This window comes from Haloleucobacter ellipsoideus (assembly GCF_052491725.1).
This window is the reverse complement of the sequence record NZ_JBQWAR010000011.1, coordinates 107,258-122,600: the sequence shown is the minus strand read 5'-3', so window position 1 is coordinate 122,600 and position 15,343 is coordinate 107,258. Positions and strand designations below refer to the sequence as shown.

The following is a 15,343-nucleotide window of genomic DNA, read 5'->3' as shown; positions in this document are numbered from 1 at the left end:
TCATGGCCTTGGCAGAGGCCGGGGCATCGGATTGTAGAGCGAAGAACTTTCCTATTTGCCGCCGTTTCTACGCCATAGCCCTACGCTGCCTAAATATCAGTTGCACAACGATAAATCACTGTTCTGTCTGGTCTCTGCAATAGCCAGAAACACCCAGCAGGAGGCAGCGCAGCCATGCGTCAACCAGACCGTATCGTCCGTTTGAAGACCGTTCTCGCCCGCACCGGGCTGTCCCGGTCCACCATCTATCGCAAGATCGCCGAAGGCACCTTTCCAGCCCAGATCAAGATCAGCACCAATGGCGCGGGCTGGAAGGAATCCGACATCAATCGCTGGGTCGCCAACCCTGCCGGATGGCGGCAGCGCTCGTTCAACGAATTTGATTTCCTCGATGACTTCTGACCGCAGCGGCGACCACAAGCCGGTGACGGCATCCCGTTCCCGGCGCACCGAACGACCGCCTACGGCGTCGGAGCAGCTTGAGGAATTACTGGGCTATCCGTGGCCGTTCCCCGGCAGGCCGCCCAAACATGACCTCAGCACATGGACCGTAACCGACGACTGGCCCGATCCCGTTCCGGTCACGGAAGCCGAAATCGAGGTGTTCGAACGATGGTTCAGCGATCTCTTCGATGAAATGTTCGGCCCCGACACCGGATCGCCCGACACAGGGCCTGAGATTGATCTTGAAAACGGTACTACAAAATGATACTGGATACTCCATGAAAAAGCGTCACAGAGCCACGCTGGAACTGATCTTCGCCCGCCCGGTCAACGGCTCGATCCGCTGGGCCGATATAGAGGCGCTGTTTGTAGCCCTCGGGGCGGAGGTCAGCGAGCGGGAAGGTTCGCGCGTCGGCGTGTTCCTGTTCGGCGAAGTGCGCGTCTTTCATCGCCCGCATCCCTCACCGGATACGGACAAAGGTGCGGTTGCCAGCATCCGAAAATGGCTGGACGAACACGGAGTAAAGCCATGAACAATGTCGTCGAAATCAATGGCGAGAAGGCGGTTATCGCTTTCGATCCCGAGATTCAGATGCTGCGCGGCGAGTTTGTAGGCCTCAATGGCGGGGCCGACTTCTATGCCGAAAGCGTCCACGATCTGATCGAGGAAGGCCGCAAGTCGCTGGCCGTTTATCTCGAAATGTGCCGGGAGAAGGGTATCGAGCCGCGCCGGAAGTTCTCCGGCAAGTTTAATGTCCGCCTCACGCCTGACGACCATGCCGCCGCAGTCATTGCCGCAGCAGCATCGGGCAAGAGCCTGAATGAATGGATCGTCAGGACCATCAGGGAGGCCGCAGAGTAGCGGCCCCATTCGGGACACAACCGGCTTTGAAAGGAAACAGATTATGACCGCTTCTACCGTGCCGCTACGCGCCGCCCTCTATCTGCGTGTTTCGACGGCGCGGCAGGCCGAGCATGACGTTTCCATTCCCGACCAGAAGCGGCAGGGCGAAGCCTATTGCGAGTCACGCGGCCTGCAACTGGTCGAAACCTTTATTGAACCCGGCGCATCGGCGACCAATGACCGCCGCCCCGAGTTCCAGCGCATGATCGAGGCCGGAACGTCGAAACCCGCGCCCTTCGACGTTGTGGTGGTCCATTCGTTCAGCCGGTTCTTCCGCGATCACTTCGAGCTTGAGTTCTATGTCCGCAAGTTGGCGAAGAACGGTGTGAAGCTGGTTTCGATCACTCAGGAAATGGGGGACGACCCCATGCATGTCATGATGCGGCAGATCATGGCGCTGTTCGATGAATATCAGTCCAAGGAAAACGCCAAGCACGTCATGCGCGCCTTGAAGGAGAACGCGCGGCAAGGCTTCTGGAACGGCTCGCTACCTCCTATCGGCTATCGCACCGTCGCCGCCGAACAGCGCGGGGCTAAGACCAAGAAGAAGCTGGAGATTGACCCGCTGCACGCCGATACGGTGCGGCTGATCTATCGCCTTGCCTTGGAGGGCGACGGCACCACCGGCCAGATGGGCGTCAAGAACATCGTCTCCTATCTCAACAGCCGCCGCATCTTCACCCGCGATGGCGGGCGTTGGGGCATCGGGCAGGTGCACCGCATCCTGACCCGTCGCACCTATATGGGCGAGCATGAGTTCAACAAGCGCTCCAAAACCAAGGAATTGAAGCCGGTCAGCGAGATCGTGACGGTTCCGGTCCCCCCCATTATCGACAAAGATACGTTCGAGGCGGTTCAGAAGCTGCTCAAGGCTCGTAATCCCAAGGTCATGCCCGCCCGCGTCATCAGCGGCCCAACCATGCTGACCGGCCTGATCCATTGCGCCAAGTGCGGCGGGGCCATGACCATCCGCACCGGCAAGGGCGGGCGCTATCGCTACTACGCCTGCTCGATGAAGGCGCGGCAGGGGCCGACCGCCTGCGAAGGCATGGCCGTGCCGATGGAAAAGTTGGACGATCTTGTCGTCAATCACCTTGAGAAACAGCTTCTCCAGCCCGAGCGGCTGGAAACCGTGCTTGCCGCTGCGCTCGACCGCAGGGAAGAACACGCTGAGCGCCGCCGCGAGCATATCGCCGAGTTGAACAAACGCTCAGCCGAATCGGAATTGCGCCTCAAACGGCTTTATGACGCCATCGAGGCAGGTGTTGCCGATCTGGACGACCCGGCGCTGAAAGATCGTATCGACGGCCTCAAGGCCATCCGCGATCAGGCCAAAGCTGATGCCGAGCGTGCGCAGGCCATGCTCCAGAACACAGGACAGAAGGCGGTGACGCCGCAGATGCTGCGCAAGTTCGCCACAACCGCCCGTGAGCGTATTAGACTGGAAAGCGGCGGCTATCGTCGCGACCACCTTCGCGCGCTCGCGCAGCGCGTCGAGGTCGCGGAGGGCGAGGTTCGCATCATGGGATCGAAGTCCCGGCTGCTACAGACGCTTGTGGCGGGAAGTTGCGTAAATTCAGTGCCCACTCAGGGACTGAAGTGGCGGAGGGGGTGGGATTCGAACCCACGAATGGTTGCCCATTGCCGGTTTTCAAGACCGGTGCCTTCAACCGCTCGGCCACCCCTCCGTGCTGCCGGAGATCTTGTCTCAACTGAAGAATCAGCGCAGCGAGCGCGCTTTATATCGTTATCTGTCCCGTTGCGTCGAGAGGCATCGACGCAAACCGGAAATGAGATGAACGGTGTGTCCCATTTCTGCCATGATTGGCGCTCTAGGTGCTGTGCTGAATAGGCTGGCCATGGCTGTTAGTGGGTTGGTCTGTCTGATTTGCAGTGCTATGGGGTGATATGAGGTGTAATCCCAACACCCGCTGCGGAACTGGAGCACGAGCAGGTATGACAGAACGCATGACGATGGATCATGAAATGGCAGGGATGAACAAGCAGGCCGCTCTTGAAGTGGAAGGTGCCTCACCTGTGCATTCTCGTTTCCCGCTGCGTTTTGCCTCCCGTTTCGCTATATGCGCCGTCTTCGCCGTTTCTGTTGCAGCCTGCAGTACCACAGACAATGCAAATAATGCCCGGGCCGAGGTCGCGAAGGCAGCCACATCTCCGGCTCCTTCGGTAAAATCCAAGAAAACCGGCGGTTATTACAAGGTTGGCAAGCCTTATACCGTTCGTGGAAAGACCTATTATCCGAAGGAGGATCCGAATTACTCGGCGGAAGGCACCGCCTCCTGGTATGGGGCCGGTTTCCATGGTGGCAAGACCGCCAATGGCGAAACCTTCAACATGAATTCCATTTCCGCTGCACATAAGACACTGCCTCTGCCTTCTTATGTGCGCGTGACCAATCTGAGCAACCAGCGCTCCATCATTGTCCGGGTCAATAATCGCGGCCCATTTGTGGGCAATCGCCTGATCGACCTTTCCTACCGCACCGCTGAGCTTCTCGGTTTCGCCAAAAATGGCGTTGCGCGTGTGCGTGTTGATTATGTGGGGCCGGCCTCCATTGATGGTTCGGACCATCGTCAGCTTGCATCCACCTTGCGGACGGACGGCACTCTGGCCCAGGCGCCCGGAGCCTCTGAGCAGAGCCAGGTGCAGGTTGCGGATGCCACACCGTTTGTGCCCGAAGTTGAAGAAACGCCTGCTGTCGCCCAGAGTGAGATGGCGGATGCCACAGAGCAGGTGAGCGATCCCAATGCCTCCATCGTGCAGGTTGCGGCGGCAGATCAGGTTCCCCTGTCCGGATCCGGGTGGTCTACCGGGGCTGAGCCGGTGAGCGGCATGGCTTATGCGGGGCAGCCCGGCGCCGAGTGAATCGCGGCCTGAGATTGGCCCGTGTCTGTTATTTTCCTTCATATGCAGTGGTATATGCAGCTTGCCACAGGTATGATGTGCCAGTGATGTCATTCTGCATCATGTCATGATGATCGCGGTTTCTTCCTCGCCCATGGGAAGAAGAAGCCATGCTCCGTGCGTCAGGTCATTGAGGATAGGCATTTGGCCATGACGAACTCTTCCGCCTCTTCCGCTGCTTTCACTCATGCCGTTGAGCCGGGCCGGTTCATCACACTGGAGGGCGGGGAGGGGACGGGGAAGTCCACTCAGGCGCGGATGCTGGCGGGCTATTTGCGCGCGCGCGGTATCGAAGTGCTGGAAACCCGTGAACCGGGCGGCACCGCTGGCGCGGAAGCTATCCGTCATGTTCTTCTCTCTGGAGGGGCGGAGCAGCTTGGCCCCTCGGCAGAGGCCCTTCTTTTTGCCGCGGCGCGTCTGGATCATGTGGATGAGCGCATTGGTCCGGCCTTGCAGGCTGGCCGCTTTGTCGTCTGTGACCGTTTCATTGACTCTTCGCGCGTCTATCAGGGTGCATTGGGATCCGTGGAGGCCGGCCTGCTCGATCAGCTGGAACAGGCCGCCATGGGGCATGTGCGCCCGGACCTGACCCTTGTTCTGGATATTCCGGCAGAACTCGGGCTCGCCCGTGCCGCGGCACGGGGTGGGGCGGATCGCTTCGAGAAGGAGGGGCTCTCCTATCACTCGGCTATTCGTCAGGCCTTTCTCGCCCTTGCCGGGCAGAGCGCGCGACATGTCGTTATCGATGCCCGGGGCAGCGTGGCGGATGTCGCAGCGCGCATTGCTGCCACGGTTGAAGCCCGCCTGTTTTCCTCCGGCCCGGTGAGTCGAGATGAGTGATGTTCTGGCCGGGGATATCCTGCCTGGCACCCCGGCACCGCGAGAGCAGGAACGGCTGTTTGGCCATCAGGATGTCGAGGCGGATCTGCTGGGCGAATGGCGCGCCGGCCGCCTGCCGCATGCCCTGCTTCTGGGTGGGCCTGAAGGCATCGGCAAGGCAACCCTGGCGTACAGGCTTGCCCGCATGGTTCTTGCGGGAGACCATGGCGGCGGAACTGCGCCACACGATCTTTCAATTTCGCCTTCAGATCCTGTCTTTCGACAGATTGCATCCCTGACGCATCCGGATCTTCTGGTTCTGCGCCGGGTGCCAGAGGCCGGTGAGGAGAAGCTGCCCACAATTATCCCTGCGGAGATGGTGCGCCGGGTGCGGGCGTTCTTCGGCGCGACGGCGGCGAGTGGGGGGTGGCGTGTCTGTATCGTGGACTCGGTGGATGAGCTGAATGCCTTCGGGGCGAATGCCTTGCTCAAGACCCTTGAGGAGCCGCCGCCGCGCGCCCTGTTCTTGCTGGTCTCCCATTCTCCCGGCCGCATTCTGCCCACCATACGTTCCCGCACCAGATTGCTCCGCCTGAGGCCGCTGGAGGCGCAGGAGGTGCTCGCGGCTCTGGACCATCTGCGGGAGAGCGGCGTGGAGCTTGACCCCGCGCTTCTGTCTTCAGCGGCGGAAGCCAGTCAGGGGAGTGTTCGCCGGGCCATTCTGCTGGCACGAGGGGAGGGGATGGAGGTGCGCTCCGCCACCCTGCGCGCGCTGGAGCAGCTTCCGGAGCCGCGACCCGATGAACTGCACGCCCTTGGTGCGCGGCTGCAGGGAGACAGGGGGGATGGGCTCGACCTCTTTGTGGAAGCCGTGTGCGATTATATCGCCACACGCGTGACTTCCGGTGCGGAACCGCGCCATCGCCTTGTTCGACTGGGCGAGGTGTGGGAGAACGTAAGGCGCAATGCGAACGAGGCGGATGTTTTCAACCTCGATCGCAAAGCATTGGTGTTCCGTATTTTTGCCGATCTGTCCGCCGCCATGCGCTGATTGCAGGCCGGGCAGGGGGTGAAACGAACTGTTTCGAGTTGCATGATGCCCGCAAAGCCGCCTTTCTACATCACGACTGCCATCGCCTATCCCAATGGCGTTCCTCATATGGGCCATGCCTATGAGGCGATCGCCAGCGATTGCATCGCGCGTTTCATGCGACTGGACGGCCATGATGTGCGTTTCCTCACCGGCACCGATGAGCACGGCATCAAGATGCTCCAGACGGCGCAGAAGGCCGGCATCACCGCCCCCGAGCTGCTGGAGCGCAATGTGCCGCGCTTCAAGGCGATGATCGAGACCTTCAACATCTCCGTCGATGACTTCATCCGCACCACACAGGAGCGGCATCACGAGGCGAGCAAGGCCATCTGGGAAAAGATGGTGGCGCGCGGGGATATCTATAAATCCACATATTCCGGCTGGTATTCCATCCGGGATGAAGCCTATTATGCGGAAAGCGAGACCACGCTGAACGCCGATGGCGTGCGCCTTGGCCCGCAGGGTACGCCTGTGGAATGGGTGGAGGAGGAGAGCTACTTCTTCCGCCTCTCCAATTATCAGGACCGGTTGCTGGCCTTCTACAAGGAGAATCCCGGCTTCATCATGCCGGAGGCGCGCCGCAATGAGGTGGTGAGCTTTGTTGCCGGCGGGTTGCAGGACCTGTCCATCTCCCGCACCACCTTCAACTGGGGCATCACCGTTCCGGATGATCCGCGACACATCATGTATGTGTGGGTTGATGCGCTCACCAACTATATCACCGCGCTTGGTTATCCCGATGAAAATGCCGAGCTGTTCAAGACCTTCTGGCCCGCCAATCTGCATGTGATCGGCAAGGATATCATCCGCTTTCATGCGGTCTACTGGCCGGCATTCCTGTGGTCTGCCGGGCTGGAGGCGCCCAAGCGCGTGTTTGGACACGGCTTTCTCTTCAATCGCGGAGAGAAGATGTCCAAGTCTCTGGGCAATGTGATCGATCCGTTTGATCTGGCCTCGGCCTATGGGGTGGATGTCATCCGCTATTTCTTCCTGCGGGAGGTTTCGTTCGGTCAGGATGGCTCCTACAGCCATGAAGCCATCGTGGCGCGGATGAATGCCGATCTGGCGAATGATCTGGGCAATCTGGCGCAGCGCTCATTGTCGATGATCGCCAAGAATCTGGACGGTGTCGTCCCGCAGCCCGGTCCTCTCTCGCCGGAGGATGACGCCATGCTGGCTCTGGCCGATGGCATGCTGGCCAAAAGCCGTGAGGCGATGGAGACGCAGGCGATCCACCATTATCTCAATGCCGTCTGGGCCGTGGTGGCGGAAGCGAACCGCTATTTCGCGGCGGCTGCCCCCTGGGCCCTGCGCAAGACAGACCCGGCCCGCATGGCCACGGTGCTTTGGGTGACCGCCGAGGTGATCCGCCAGATCGGCATTCTGGTCCAGCCCGTCATGCCGGAAAGCGCAGCCAAGCTGCTGGATCTTGTTGCGATTCCTCCGGATGAGCGGGGATTCGACCAGCTTGGTGCGGCCGGTCGTCTGCCGGCCGGTGGAACGCTGCCCGCGCCACAGGGCGTCTTCCCCCGCTATGTGGAGCCAGAAACCGCCCAGTGATGGAAGCGCCAGCGCAGATATTCATGCTGCGCTGGTGTGCCGATGTTGCGGACATGGTGAATGACTTGTCTCTTTAGGGAGACAAGTCATGGAAATGATTGCGTTGTTGACCGGGATATGTCCTTGAAGCCTTGGCTCGGTCGCATTATGCGTGCATGTTGCAGATGATAGCTCATCTGGCCCAAGGGAGGCGTGGAAACCGTGATGGCTTTGATAGCAGCGCCGGCAAAAGGCGCAAAACTGGTTTGCGCGCTGGCGCTTGTAACAGCAGTGGCAGCCTGTGCGGGCACTGGCGGGCAGAAACCCACTGCCGGTTACGATCCCGTGCCTCCCATGCCTTCGCAAACCGCTCCTGTGCAGGAGGGGCCTGCTGTTCCGCGTATCGAGGTTCGTCTGGAGGGTGCTGACGCGACACTGGTGCGCGGCCGCCTTGCCACATCGCGCCGTGCACGCGGCTATACCATCACGGTGGACCAGCCCTCGCAGCTGGTGGCCGAGAAGAAGCTGCCGCCAGAAGAGGCCCTGAAGCGCACCAATGGTGCATCTTCTGATGCGGCCTTCCGGCTGGATTACATCTTCAACACGTCCGGTGGCGCGGTCACGGTTTCCCTTGAAGCCTCTGTCGTGACCAATCCGGGCCGTCCGGGTGAAAGCGTGCGGCCGATCACCATGCCTGCGGCGGATGCCGCGGCCCTGCGTCGTGAAATCGCCGATGCCAACTGATACGGCCCTGCATGTCCCCTCTCACTGAAGCGGGACATGTAACCTGAAACCTCCCGGACCCGCTCCGGGGGTTTTCCATGCCTCTTTTTCTGGCTTGCCATGCTTGTTGACAGTCATTGCCACCTCGATTTCCCTGATTTTGCAGAAGAGTTGCCGGATATTGTTGCGCGGGCCCGCGCGGCAGGCGTCACCCATTGCGTGACCATTTCCACGCGGCTTTCCAGGTTCGATCAGGTTCTGGCGATCGCTGAGCGGTTCGAGGGCATCAGCTGCTCCGTTGGCGTGCATCCAATGGAAGCGGCCAATGAGCCGGACGTGACGGCGGAAGACATCATCTCCCGCACGCATCATCCAAAGGTCGTTGCCATCGGCGAGAGTGGGCTGGATTATCATTATGAGCCCGGCACGCGGGATGTGCAGATCCGGGATTTCCGGGCCCATATCGCAGCATCACGCCAGACCGGTCTGCCGCTGGTCATCCATTCGCGTGATGCGGATGAGGACATGGCGCAGATTCTGGAAGAGGAAACCGCAAGGGGCGCCTTTCCCTTTCTGCTGCACTGCTTTACCGCCGGGCCGGATCTTGCCCGCCGCGCCCTCGCTCTGGGCGGCTATGTTTCCTTTTCCGGGGTCATCACCTTCAAGAAAAGCCAGGAACTGAGGGATATCGCCACCACGATTCCCGAAAATCGCCTGCTGGTGGAAACGGACTCGCCCTATCTTGCGCCCATGCCCTATCGCGGCAAGCGCAACGAGCCTTCCTATGTGCGTGAAACTGCCCGGGTGCTTGCTGAGGCGCGAGGCGTTACGCTCGAAGACATGGCTGCCGTGACGACTCGGAACTTCTTTACCCTGTTCTCCAAAGCCAGACCTTGATCCGCGCGCCTCGGCGCGCTTCCGGCGGTATGAGGCGACAATGAATCACGATCATTATGATGACGCTTATCTGCGCGACATCCTGCAAAACGTGAAGACAATTGCAGTTCTTGGAGCCAGCGCCAACAATGCGCGCCCCTCATATGAGGTGATGCACTTTCTGGCGGGGCTTGGGTACCATGTGTTTCCCATCAATCCGGGGCAGGCGGGCAAGGTTATTGATGGCCTGACCTATTATGGCACTCTCGCCGATGTGCCAGATCCTGTCGACATGGTGGATGTTTTCCGCGCACCGGAGAACCTGCCCGGCATTCTGGAGGAGGTTCTCGCTTTGCCGCACCGCCCGCGGGTGCTTTGGATGCAGCTTGGCGTAAGGGATGATGCCATTGCGACACAGGCGGAAAATGCCGGCCTGAAGGTGGTGATGGATCGTTGCCCCAAGATTGAATATCCGCTTCTCTTCCCCAAATAGCATCGAAAGCATGCGAATCGCGCTGTAATGACAGCAAGAGTATGTGGAATATATACAATCTAAAGACCAGGAAGGAACGATAATGAGTGATGAAACGCCCGTTTCGCAGGCTGCATCCCCCGGTTTTGCGACACTCGCCGTCCATGCCGGCGCCAAGCCGGACCCGACGACCCATGCACGCGCAACCCCCATCTACCAGACAACCTCATTTGTCTTTGATGATGTGGACCATGCAGCTTCGCTGTTCGGCCTTCAGGCTTTCGGGAATATCTATACGCGCCTGACCAATCCCACCACCGCCGTTCTGGAAGAGCGCGTCGCGGCGCTGGAAGGTGGCACCGCAGCGGTGGCAACGGCATCCGGGCATTCCGCGCAGCATCTGGTGTTCCACACCCTCCTGACGCCGGGTGACGAGTTCGTCGCGTCGCGCAAGCTGTATGGCGGCTCCATCAACCAGTTCAACCATGCCTACAAGAATTATGGCTGGAACGTCGTATGGGCCGACCCGGATGACCTGTCCACGTTCGAGCGTGCCATCACGCCGAAAACCAAGGCCATTTTCGTCGAGTCCATTGCCAATCCGGGTGGTGTTGTCGTTGATATTGCGGCCATTTCCGCGATTGCCCGCAAGGCCGGCATTCCGCTGATCGTGGACAACACGATGGCGACCCCCTATCTGTGGCAGCCGATCAAGGATGGCGCGGACATCGTCGTCCACTCCGCCACCAAGTTCCTCGGCGGGCATGGCAACTCCATGGGCGGCATTGTGGTGGATGCCGGCTCCTTCGACTGGTCGGCAACCGATCGCTACCCGATGCTCTCCAAGCCCCGCCCGGAATATCAGGGCATGGTGCTGCACGAGACCTTCGGCAATTTCGCGTTTGCCATTGCCGTTCGTGCCCTCGGCCTGCGCGATATCGGCCCTGCCATCTCGCCGTTCAACTCCTTCATGCTCCTCACGGGCATCGAAACGCTGAACCTGCGCATGCAGCGCCACAGCGACAACGCCCTTGCCGTCGCCCGCTTCCTCAGCGTCCATCCGAAGGTGGAGTGGGTGAGCTATCCGGGGCTGGAGAGCGACCCGTATCACGCGCTTGCACAGAAATATCTGCCCAAGGGGGCAGGGGCTGTTTTCACCTTCGGGCTGAAGGGGGGCTATGAGGCTGGCGTGAAGCTGGTTTCGAATGTGCACCTGTTCTCGCATCTGGCCAATATCGGCGATACACGCTCGCTGATCATTCACCCCGCCTCTACCACGCACCGCCAGCTCACCGATGAGCAGAAGACCATAGCGGGCGCCGGCCCGCAGGTGGTGCGCCTGTCTGTCGGAATCGAGGATCAGGCGGATATCATCGCGGATCTGGAGCAGGCGCTCGCCCAGCTCTGATCGACTCATGAATGGCACAGAGTTGAAGGCGTCGCGAAGAGTGAGGGACCATGGTTTCCGATCGTAATCTAGTGCGTAACGTCATCATCATCTGTGCCATTCTGGCCCTGATGTATTTCGCATGGCTGATCGTCGACGTTCTGTTGATGGTTTTTGCCTCGATCCTGCTCAGCATCGTCTTTCACAGCCTTGCCGTGCCGTTTTCCAGAGTCACCCGCATGCCTCTGCGTTATGCGGTCTTTCCTGTCGCCGTGTTGCTGGTCGGCGCGATCGGGACGGTGCTGTATCTCTTTGGCTCCACGCTTCAGGCTCAGGTTATCGAGCTGATGCAGGGCCTGCCCACCGCATGGGAGGGGCTGAAGGAGCGCCTCCATCTGGAAGGGCTGGGGCTGGATCTCATCCAGCGCGCCGAGTCTGTCGCCCCATCCGGAATCACGATTCTCTCAGGGTTCACGAGTAATGTGTTCGAGGCGCTGGTGGGGGCCTTTCTGGTGCTGGTGGGGGGCATCTATTTTGCCCTTGAGCCGACCCTTTACCGCGATCTTCTGCTCAAGCTGTGGCCTGAGAACAAGCGCGAGGATATTTCCCGGGTACTGCATTCCATCACCGGGGATCTTCTGGCCTTTCTGAAAGCCCAGTTCATCGCCATGCTCGTGGTGGGTGTGCTGGCCTATATCGGTCTGAGCATCATTGGCGTGCCATCAGCACTGGCGCTGGCGCTGTTTGCCTGCCTGGCCGAGTTCGTGCCGCTTATCGGCCCTATCATCTCGGCCATTCCCGCTCTTCTCATTGCGCTGACACTTGGGCTGGATACCGCGCTGTGGACCCTGCTGGTGTTCATCGTGGTTCAGCAGTCCGAGAGCAATGTCATCACGCCCCTGCTTCAGGAGCGCATGGTCTCCCTGCCGCCGGCAGTCACCTTGTTTGCTGTCGTGGTCTTTGGCTCCATCTTCGGGGTCATGGGGATCATTCTGGCTACGCCTTTGACTGTCCTGACCTTTTCCGCGATCCGCAATCATCCGAGATGAAACACGCGGATCCAGCTGACGCTGGGTCAGGAAGAAGGGGCGTTTGCCTTGCTCCTTTGGATGTGTATGGTCTCGCCTCCTGCTTTGAAGAGATACCCGCATGGCTCGCGATACGGTCGATGAAACCCCGATTTCCTCACGCGATGAATTGGTCGCCTGGATTGAAAAAGGGGTCAAACCGTCCAGTGCCTTCCGTATCGGTACGGAGCATGAAAAAGTCCCTTTTACTCTGGGCCGGCATGAGCCCGTGCCTTATGAGGGACCAGCCGGCATTCGCCGCCTGCTGGAAGGCATGCAGCTGTTGCTGGGGTGGGAGCCCATCATGGAAGGCGAGACCATTATCGGTCTTGCCGATGTGACGGGTGGTGGAGCCATTTCCCTTGAGCCCGGCGGGCAGTTTGAACTTTCCGGCGCGCCGCTGTGTAATATTCACGAAACCAGTGTGGAGCTGAATGCGCATCTGGCGCAGGTGCGGGAAGTGGCCCAGCCGCTGGGCATCGGCTTTCTCGGCATTGGCATGAGCCCGCGCTGGACCCGGGCGGAAACACCCGTGATGCCCAAGGGGCGCTACCGCATCATGGCCGGCTACATGCCGAAGGTAGGCACGCTCGGGCTGGACATGATGTTCCGCACCTGCACCGTGCAGGTGAACCTCGATTTCTCCAGCGAATCCGACATGGTCCAGAAGATGCGGGTGGGTCTTGCCCTCCAGCCTCTGGCAACCGCCCTGTTCGCAAATTCTCCCTTCACCGATGGAAAGCCCAATGGCTTTCTCTCCTATCGGTCGGAAATCTGGCGCGATACCGATAATGCCCGCGCCGGCATGTTGCCCTTCGCGTTTGAAGAGGGCTTCGGCTTTGAGCGTTATGTCGATTATGCGCTTGATGTGCCCATGTATTTCGTCAAGCGCGGGAATGACTATCTGGATGTCTCCGGCAGCTCCTTCCGCGATCTTCTGGCCGGGCGCCACCCCGCACTGCCGGGCGAGAGCGCGACTCTCTCGGACTGGGTGAACCATCTGTCCACCATTTTCCCGGAAGTGCGCCTGAAGCGTTTCCTGGAGATGCGCGGAGCCGATACCGGCCCGCGCTCATCCCTGTGCGCCCTCCCGGCCCTCTGGACGGGGCTGCTCTATGATGGGCAGAGCCTCGATGCCGCATGGGATCTGGTGAAGGGCTGGAGCGATCAGGAGCGGCAGGCGATGCGGGACGATGTTCCGCGTCATGGCCTGAAAACCGTGATTGGCGGGCGCACCCTGCGCGAGGTCGGCCGTGATGTGCTCGAAATCGCGGCGGCCGGCCTTCAGCGCCGGGCCCGCCTGAATGATGCCGGGCAGGATGAGCGCTCCTTCCTCGCCCCCCTCCATCCCGTGATCGAGAGCGGGCGCAGCCCGGCCGAACTGCTGCTGGAGCAGTATCATGGGGCGTGGAAGGGCTCTATCGAACCGGTTTTTCAGGAGCTTGCCTATTGAGGCCAAACCTGCCTTAAGCAATAGGGGCTTGTGTGGTGCTTACAGGGCCCGCGCAGAGGATGAGCCCAATGGGTGCCGTTTCGATCAATGACAAGCCGCTCAACGGGTTCGATTATCTGCTTTATGCAGCAAATATCCTGATTTTTGGCTCCGGCTGGCTGCCCATGCGGTTGCAGCTCGGGACCGTGGCGCCTGAAGTCTCGGTTCTCTGGCGCTTTCTGGCGGCAACGATCGTCATTTTCCTGTTTCTGGCCTTCCGTCAGGAGCGTTTCATGTTCCGCTGGAGAGACCATCTGCTCTTCGCGGGCATGGGCGCGACATTGTTTTCCCTGAACTTCCTGTCCTTTTATTATGCCGGCTATTATCTGTCATCGGGCCTGACTGCGGTCGTCTTTGCCCTGGCGGCAATTGTCATTCCGGCACTTTCGGCTGTTTTCCTGAAAGTGCCGGTGCATCCGCGTCTGATCATGGGGGCTGTTGCAGGCATCGGCGGTATTGCGCTGGTCTTCGGCCCGGCCCTTGCGGGAGCGGATCGGGTGCCGCATATCGGGACAGGATTGCTGCTTTCCCTGTTTGGAATGCTGTGCTTTTCCTGCGGCAGCCTGCTTTCCGGGGTGGCCGCAAGAAGGGGGCTGCCCCTGCTTTCCATGACGGCATGGGGCTTTTTCTACGGGCTCATCATTATTGGCGCGATCGTGCTGGCGCGCGGCGAGCCGCTTATCGTGGAATGGAGCCCACGCTATCTTGGCACGCTTTTCTATCTGATTTTCATTCAGACCCTGCTTGGCTTCGCCATCTATCTGCTGCTTGTGCGGCGGATAGGCACCAGCCGTGCAGGTTATGGCACGGTTCTGTTCCCGCTGGTCGCTCTTGCCATGTCCACACTCTTTGAAGGCTACCAATGGACCTTGACGGCGGGGGCAGGGGTTGCGCTGGTGCTGACAGGTGCGCTTCTCGTGCTCATGCCCCGCCAGTCTGGCAACCGCACGAACCGGACTGGATGACGCTGACAGGTTTCAGTCCGCAAGGGAGGCCTGGTCGGCGAGAGAGGCGAGCGCCTTGACCGTTTCGGCCTCCATGACCTTCAGTTCGGCGATGGTTTCCTCCAGCGCCTGCCGCTGGCGCTCCAGAAGGTCGAGACGGGTGCGGACCCTGTCCAGCAGCATGCGCATCTGCTCGACCTGGGTCGGGTCCATGTCATACAGATCGAGATATTCACGGATATCACGCAGGGAGAAGCCCAGCTTCTTGCCCCGCTGGATGACAATCATCCGCACCCTGTCCCGCTTGGTATAGATGCGGATATTGCCGGCGCGCTTGGGAGACAGGAGGCCCTTGTCCTCATAGAAGCGGATGGTGCGCGGCGTAACGCCCAGCTCACGGGCCAGTTCGGTAATGGTGAAGAAGACTTCCGCGGATGCGTTGCGTTTGTCACGCTTGGATTTTTCGTTCACTGCCTCACCTTTACGTCACCTCACATGCGTGACGATACATGCTCTCCCCCCATATGCAAGTCCATGGGTCCGGGAGATTCGAAGACACATGTCCACGACATCGGCCTGACAGGGGAGGTATTTGAGGAGGGATTCCCCTCTATCCACCGGCTTTCCATTCTGTGCGCTTCTGCCGCAGCTCGGCGGAAGC

The 15,343-nt window shown here is 60.2% G+C and carries 17 protein-coding genes, 1 tRNA gene and 1 pseudogene; 16 read left to right on the top strand and 3 right to left on the bottom strand.

The genetic code is table 11. From position 1 onward, the window contains the following. The first annotated feature begins 174 nt into the window (after nt 1-174). The 5 genes and pseudogenes from ACT6QG_RS01785 to ACT6QG_RS01765 form a co-directional block, all read left to right on the top strand. The gene (locus ACT6QG_RS01785; RefSeq protein WP_018631404.1) at nt 175-402 is read left to right on the top strand and encodes a helix-turn-helix transcriptional regulator; all 228 of its coding nucleotides are present in this window, start codon (nt 175-177) and stop codon (nt 400-402) included. Then, nucleotides 392-709, top strand: a complete 318-nt coding sequence (locus ACT6QG_RS01780; protein WP_242013863.1) for a hypothetical protein — start codon at nt 392-394, stop codon at nt 707-709. Before ACT6QG_RS01785 ends, ACT6QG_RS01780 begins: the two co-directional genes overlap by 11 nt. 13 nt (nt 710-722) lie before the next feature. Continuing rightward, the gene (locus ACT6QG_RS01775) at nt 723-977 is read left to right on the top strand and encodes a type II toxin-antitoxin system HicA family toxin (protein ID WP_072294780.1); all 255 of its coding nucleotides are present in this window, start codon (nt 723-725) and stop codon (nt 975-977) included. Next, nucleotides 974-1,306 (top strand): type II toxin-antitoxin system HicB family antitoxin, encoded by a 333-nt coding sequence (locus tag ACT6QG_RS01770; protein WP_108128028.1) that lies wholly within the window; start codon nt 974-976, stop codon nt 1,304-1,306. The genes ACT6QG_RS01775 and ACT6QG_RS01770 overlap by 4 nt, the downstream gene beginning before the upstream one ends. Further along, nucleotides 1,266-2,384, top strand: a pseudogene (locus ACT6QG_RS01765) (recombinase family protein); the annotation flags it as partial. The gene ACT6QG_RS01770 and the pseudogene ACT6QG_RS01765, both read left to right, overlap by 41 nt. 174 nt (nt 2,385-2,558) lie before the next feature. On the opposite strand, the gene ACT6QG_RS01760 reads toward ACT6QG_RS01765, so the two are convergent. Continuing rightward, the gene (locus tag ACT6QG_RS01760; protein ID WP_206752326.1) at nt 2,559-2,819 is read right to left on the bottom strand and encodes a hypothetical protein; all 261 of its coding nucleotides are present in this window, start codon (nt 2,817-2,819) and stop codon (nt 2,559-2,561) included. A 129-nt stretch (nt 2,820-2,948) separates the two neighbouring features. Beyond that, nucleotides 2,949-3,036 (bottom strand) — tRNA-Ser (locus tag ACT6QG_RS01755). A gap of 205 nt (nt 3,037-3,241) precedes the next feature. Between ACT6QG_RS01755 and ACT6QG_RS01750 the strand changes: the two genes are divergently transcribed. The 11 genes from ACT6QG_RS01750 to ACT6QG_RS01700 all read left to right on the top strand — a co-directional run bounded on the left by ACT6QG_RS01750 (nt 3,242) and on the right by ACT6QG_RS01700 (nt 14,703). Further along, entirely contained in the window at nt 3,242-4,231 is a 990-nt protein-coding gene (locus ACT6QG_RS01750) for a septal ring lytic transglycosylase RlpA family protein (protein ID WP_444975877.1), read from the top strand. A 189-nt stretch (nt 4,232-4,420) separates the two neighbouring features. After that, nucleotides 4,421-5,110, top strand: coding sequence for a dTMP kinase (gene tmk, locus ACT6QG_RS01745; RefSeq protein ID WP_444975876.1), 690 nt, complete (start codon nt 4,421-4,423; stop codon nt 5,108-5,110). Next, nucleotides 5,103-6,140 carry a DNA polymerase III subunit delta' gene (locus ACT6QG_RS01740; RefSeq protein WP_444975875.1) on the top strand — a complete coding sequence of 346 codons (1,038 nt, stop codon included), beginning with the start codon at nt 5,103-5,105 and terminating at the stop codon, nt 6,138-6,140. Before tmk ends, ACT6QG_RS01740 begins: the two co-directional genes overlap by 8 nt. Nucleotides 6,141-6,182: 42 nt before the next feature. Next, the gene (gene metG, locus ACT6QG_RS01735; protein ID WP_444975874.1) at nt 6,183-7,742 is read left to right on the top strand and encodes a methionine--tRNA ligase; all 1,560 of its coding nucleotides are present in this window, start codon (nt 6,183-6,185) and stop codon (nt 7,740-7,742) included. A gap of 333 nt (nt 7,743-8,075) precedes the next feature. Then, complete coding sequence (locus tag ACT6QG_RS01730; RefSeq protein WP_444975873.1) at nt 8,076-8,465, top strand: hypothetical protein; 390 nt, start codon at nt 8,076-8,078, stop codon at nt 8,463-8,465. Nucleotides 8,466-8,564: 99 nt separating this feature from the next. After that, nucleotides 8,565-9,341 carry a TatD family hydrolase gene (locus ACT6QG_RS01725; protein WP_444975872.1) on the top strand — a complete coding sequence of 259 codons (777 nt, stop codon included), beginning with the start codon at nt 8,565-8,567 and terminating at the stop codon, nt 9,339-9,341. Nucleotides 9,342-9,381: 40 nt separating this feature from the next. Then, on the top strand, nt 9,382-9,813 hold the full coding sequence (locus ACT6QG_RS01720) for a CoA-binding protein (RefSeq protein WP_444975871.1): 432 nt from the start codon (nt 9,382-9,384) through the stop codon (nt 9,811-9,813). An 82-nt stretch (nt 9,814-9,895) separates the two neighbouring features. Further along, a complete protein-coding gene (locus ACT6QG_RS01715) occupies nt 9,896-11,200 on the top strand; it encodes an O-acetylhomoserine aminocarboxypropyltransferase (RefSeq protein WP_444975870.1) in 1,305 nt (434 codons plus the stop codon). Between the two features lie 50 nt (nt 11,201-11,250). Then, nucleotides 11,251-12,228, top strand: coding sequence for an AI-2E family transporter (locus tag ACT6QG_RS01710; protein WP_444975869.1), 978 nt, complete (start codon nt 11,251-11,253; stop codon nt 12,226-12,228). Between the two features lie 100 nt (nt 12,229-12,328). Continuing rightward, complete coding sequence (locus tag ACT6QG_RS01705; RefSeq protein ID WP_444975868.1) at nt 12,329-13,699, top strand: glutamate--cysteine ligase; 1,371 nt, start codon at nt 12,329-12,331, stop codon at nt 13,697-13,699. A 68-nt stretch (nt 13,700-13,767) separates the two neighbouring features. Further along, nucleotides 13,768-14,703, top strand: coding sequence for a DMT family transporter (locus ACT6QG_RS01700; protein ID WP_444975867.1), 936 nt, complete (start codon nt 13,768-13,770; stop codon nt 14,701-14,703). A 12-nt stretch (nt 14,704-14,715) separates the two neighbouring features. Here the strand turns inward: ACT6QG_RS01700 and ACT6QG_RS01695 are convergent, their stop codons facing one another. Further along, nucleotides 14,716-15,153 (bottom strand): MerR family transcriptional regulator, encoded by a 438-nt coding sequence (locus tag ACT6QG_RS01695; RefSeq protein ID WP_444975866.1) that lies wholly within the window; start codon nt 15,151-15,153, stop codon nt 14,716-14,718. Nucleotides 15,154-15,343: the final 190 nt, after the last annotated feature.

Excerpts from the sequence above, each read along its gene's own strand:
- ACT6QG_RS01785 (WP_018631404.1), top strand. The coding sequence starts at position 175 with ATGCGTCAACCAGACCGTATCGTCCGTTTGAAGACCGTTCTCGCCCGC.
- ACT6QG_RS01780 (WP_242013863.1), top strand. The coding sequence starts at position 392 with ATGACTTCTGACCGCAGCGGCGACCACAAGCCGGTGACGGCATCCCGT.
- ACT6QG_RS01775 (WP_072294780.1), top strand. The coding sequence starts at position 723 with ATGAAAAAGCGTCACAGAGCCACGCTGGAACTGATCTTCGCCCGCCCG.
- ACT6QG_RS01770 (WP_108128028.1), top strand. The coding sequence starts at position 974 with ATGAACAATGTCGTCGAAATCAATGGCGAGAAGGCGGTTATCGCTTTC.
- tmk (WP_444975876.1), top strand. The coding sequence starts at position 4,421 with ATGACGAACTCTTCCGCCTCTTCCGCTGCTTTCACTCATGCCGTTGAG.
- ACT6QG_RS01740 (WP_444975875.1), top strand. The coding sequence starts at position 5,103 with ATGAGTGATGTTCTGGCCGGGGATATCCTGCCTGGCACCCCGGCACCG.
- metG (WP_444975874.1), top strand. The coding sequence starts at position 6,183 with ATGATGCCCGCAAAGCCGCCTTTCTACATCACGACTGCCATCGCCTAT.
- ACT6QG_RS01730 (WP_444975873.1), top strand. The coding sequence starts at position 8,076 with ATGCCTTCGCAAACCGCTCCTGTGCAGGAGGGGCCTGCTGTTCCGCGT.
- ACT6QG_RS01725 (WP_444975872.1), top strand. The coding sequence starts at position 8,565 with ATGCTTGTTGACAGTCATTGCCACCTCGATTTCCCTGATTTTGCAGAA.
- ACT6QG_RS01720 (WP_444975871.1), top strand. The coding sequence starts at position 9,382 with ATGAATCACGATCATTATGATGACGCTTATCTGCGCGACATCCTGCAA.
- ACT6QG_RS01715 (WP_444975870.1), top strand. The coding sequence starts at position 9,896 with ATGAGTGATGAAACGCCCGTTTCGCAGGCTGCATCCCCCGGTTTTGCG.
- ACT6QG_RS01710 (WP_444975869.1), top strand. The coding sequence starts at position 11,251 with ATGGTTTCCGATCGTAATCTAGTGCGTAACGTCATCATCATCTGTGCC.
- ACT6QG_RS01705 (WP_444975868.1), top strand. The coding sequence starts at position 12,329 with ATGGCTCGCGATACGGTCGATGAAACCCCGATTTCCTCACGCGATGAA.
- ACT6QG_RS01700 (WP_444975867.1), top strand. The coding sequence starts at position 13,768 with ATGGGTGCCGTTTCGATCAATGACAAGCCGCTCAACGGGTTCGATTAT.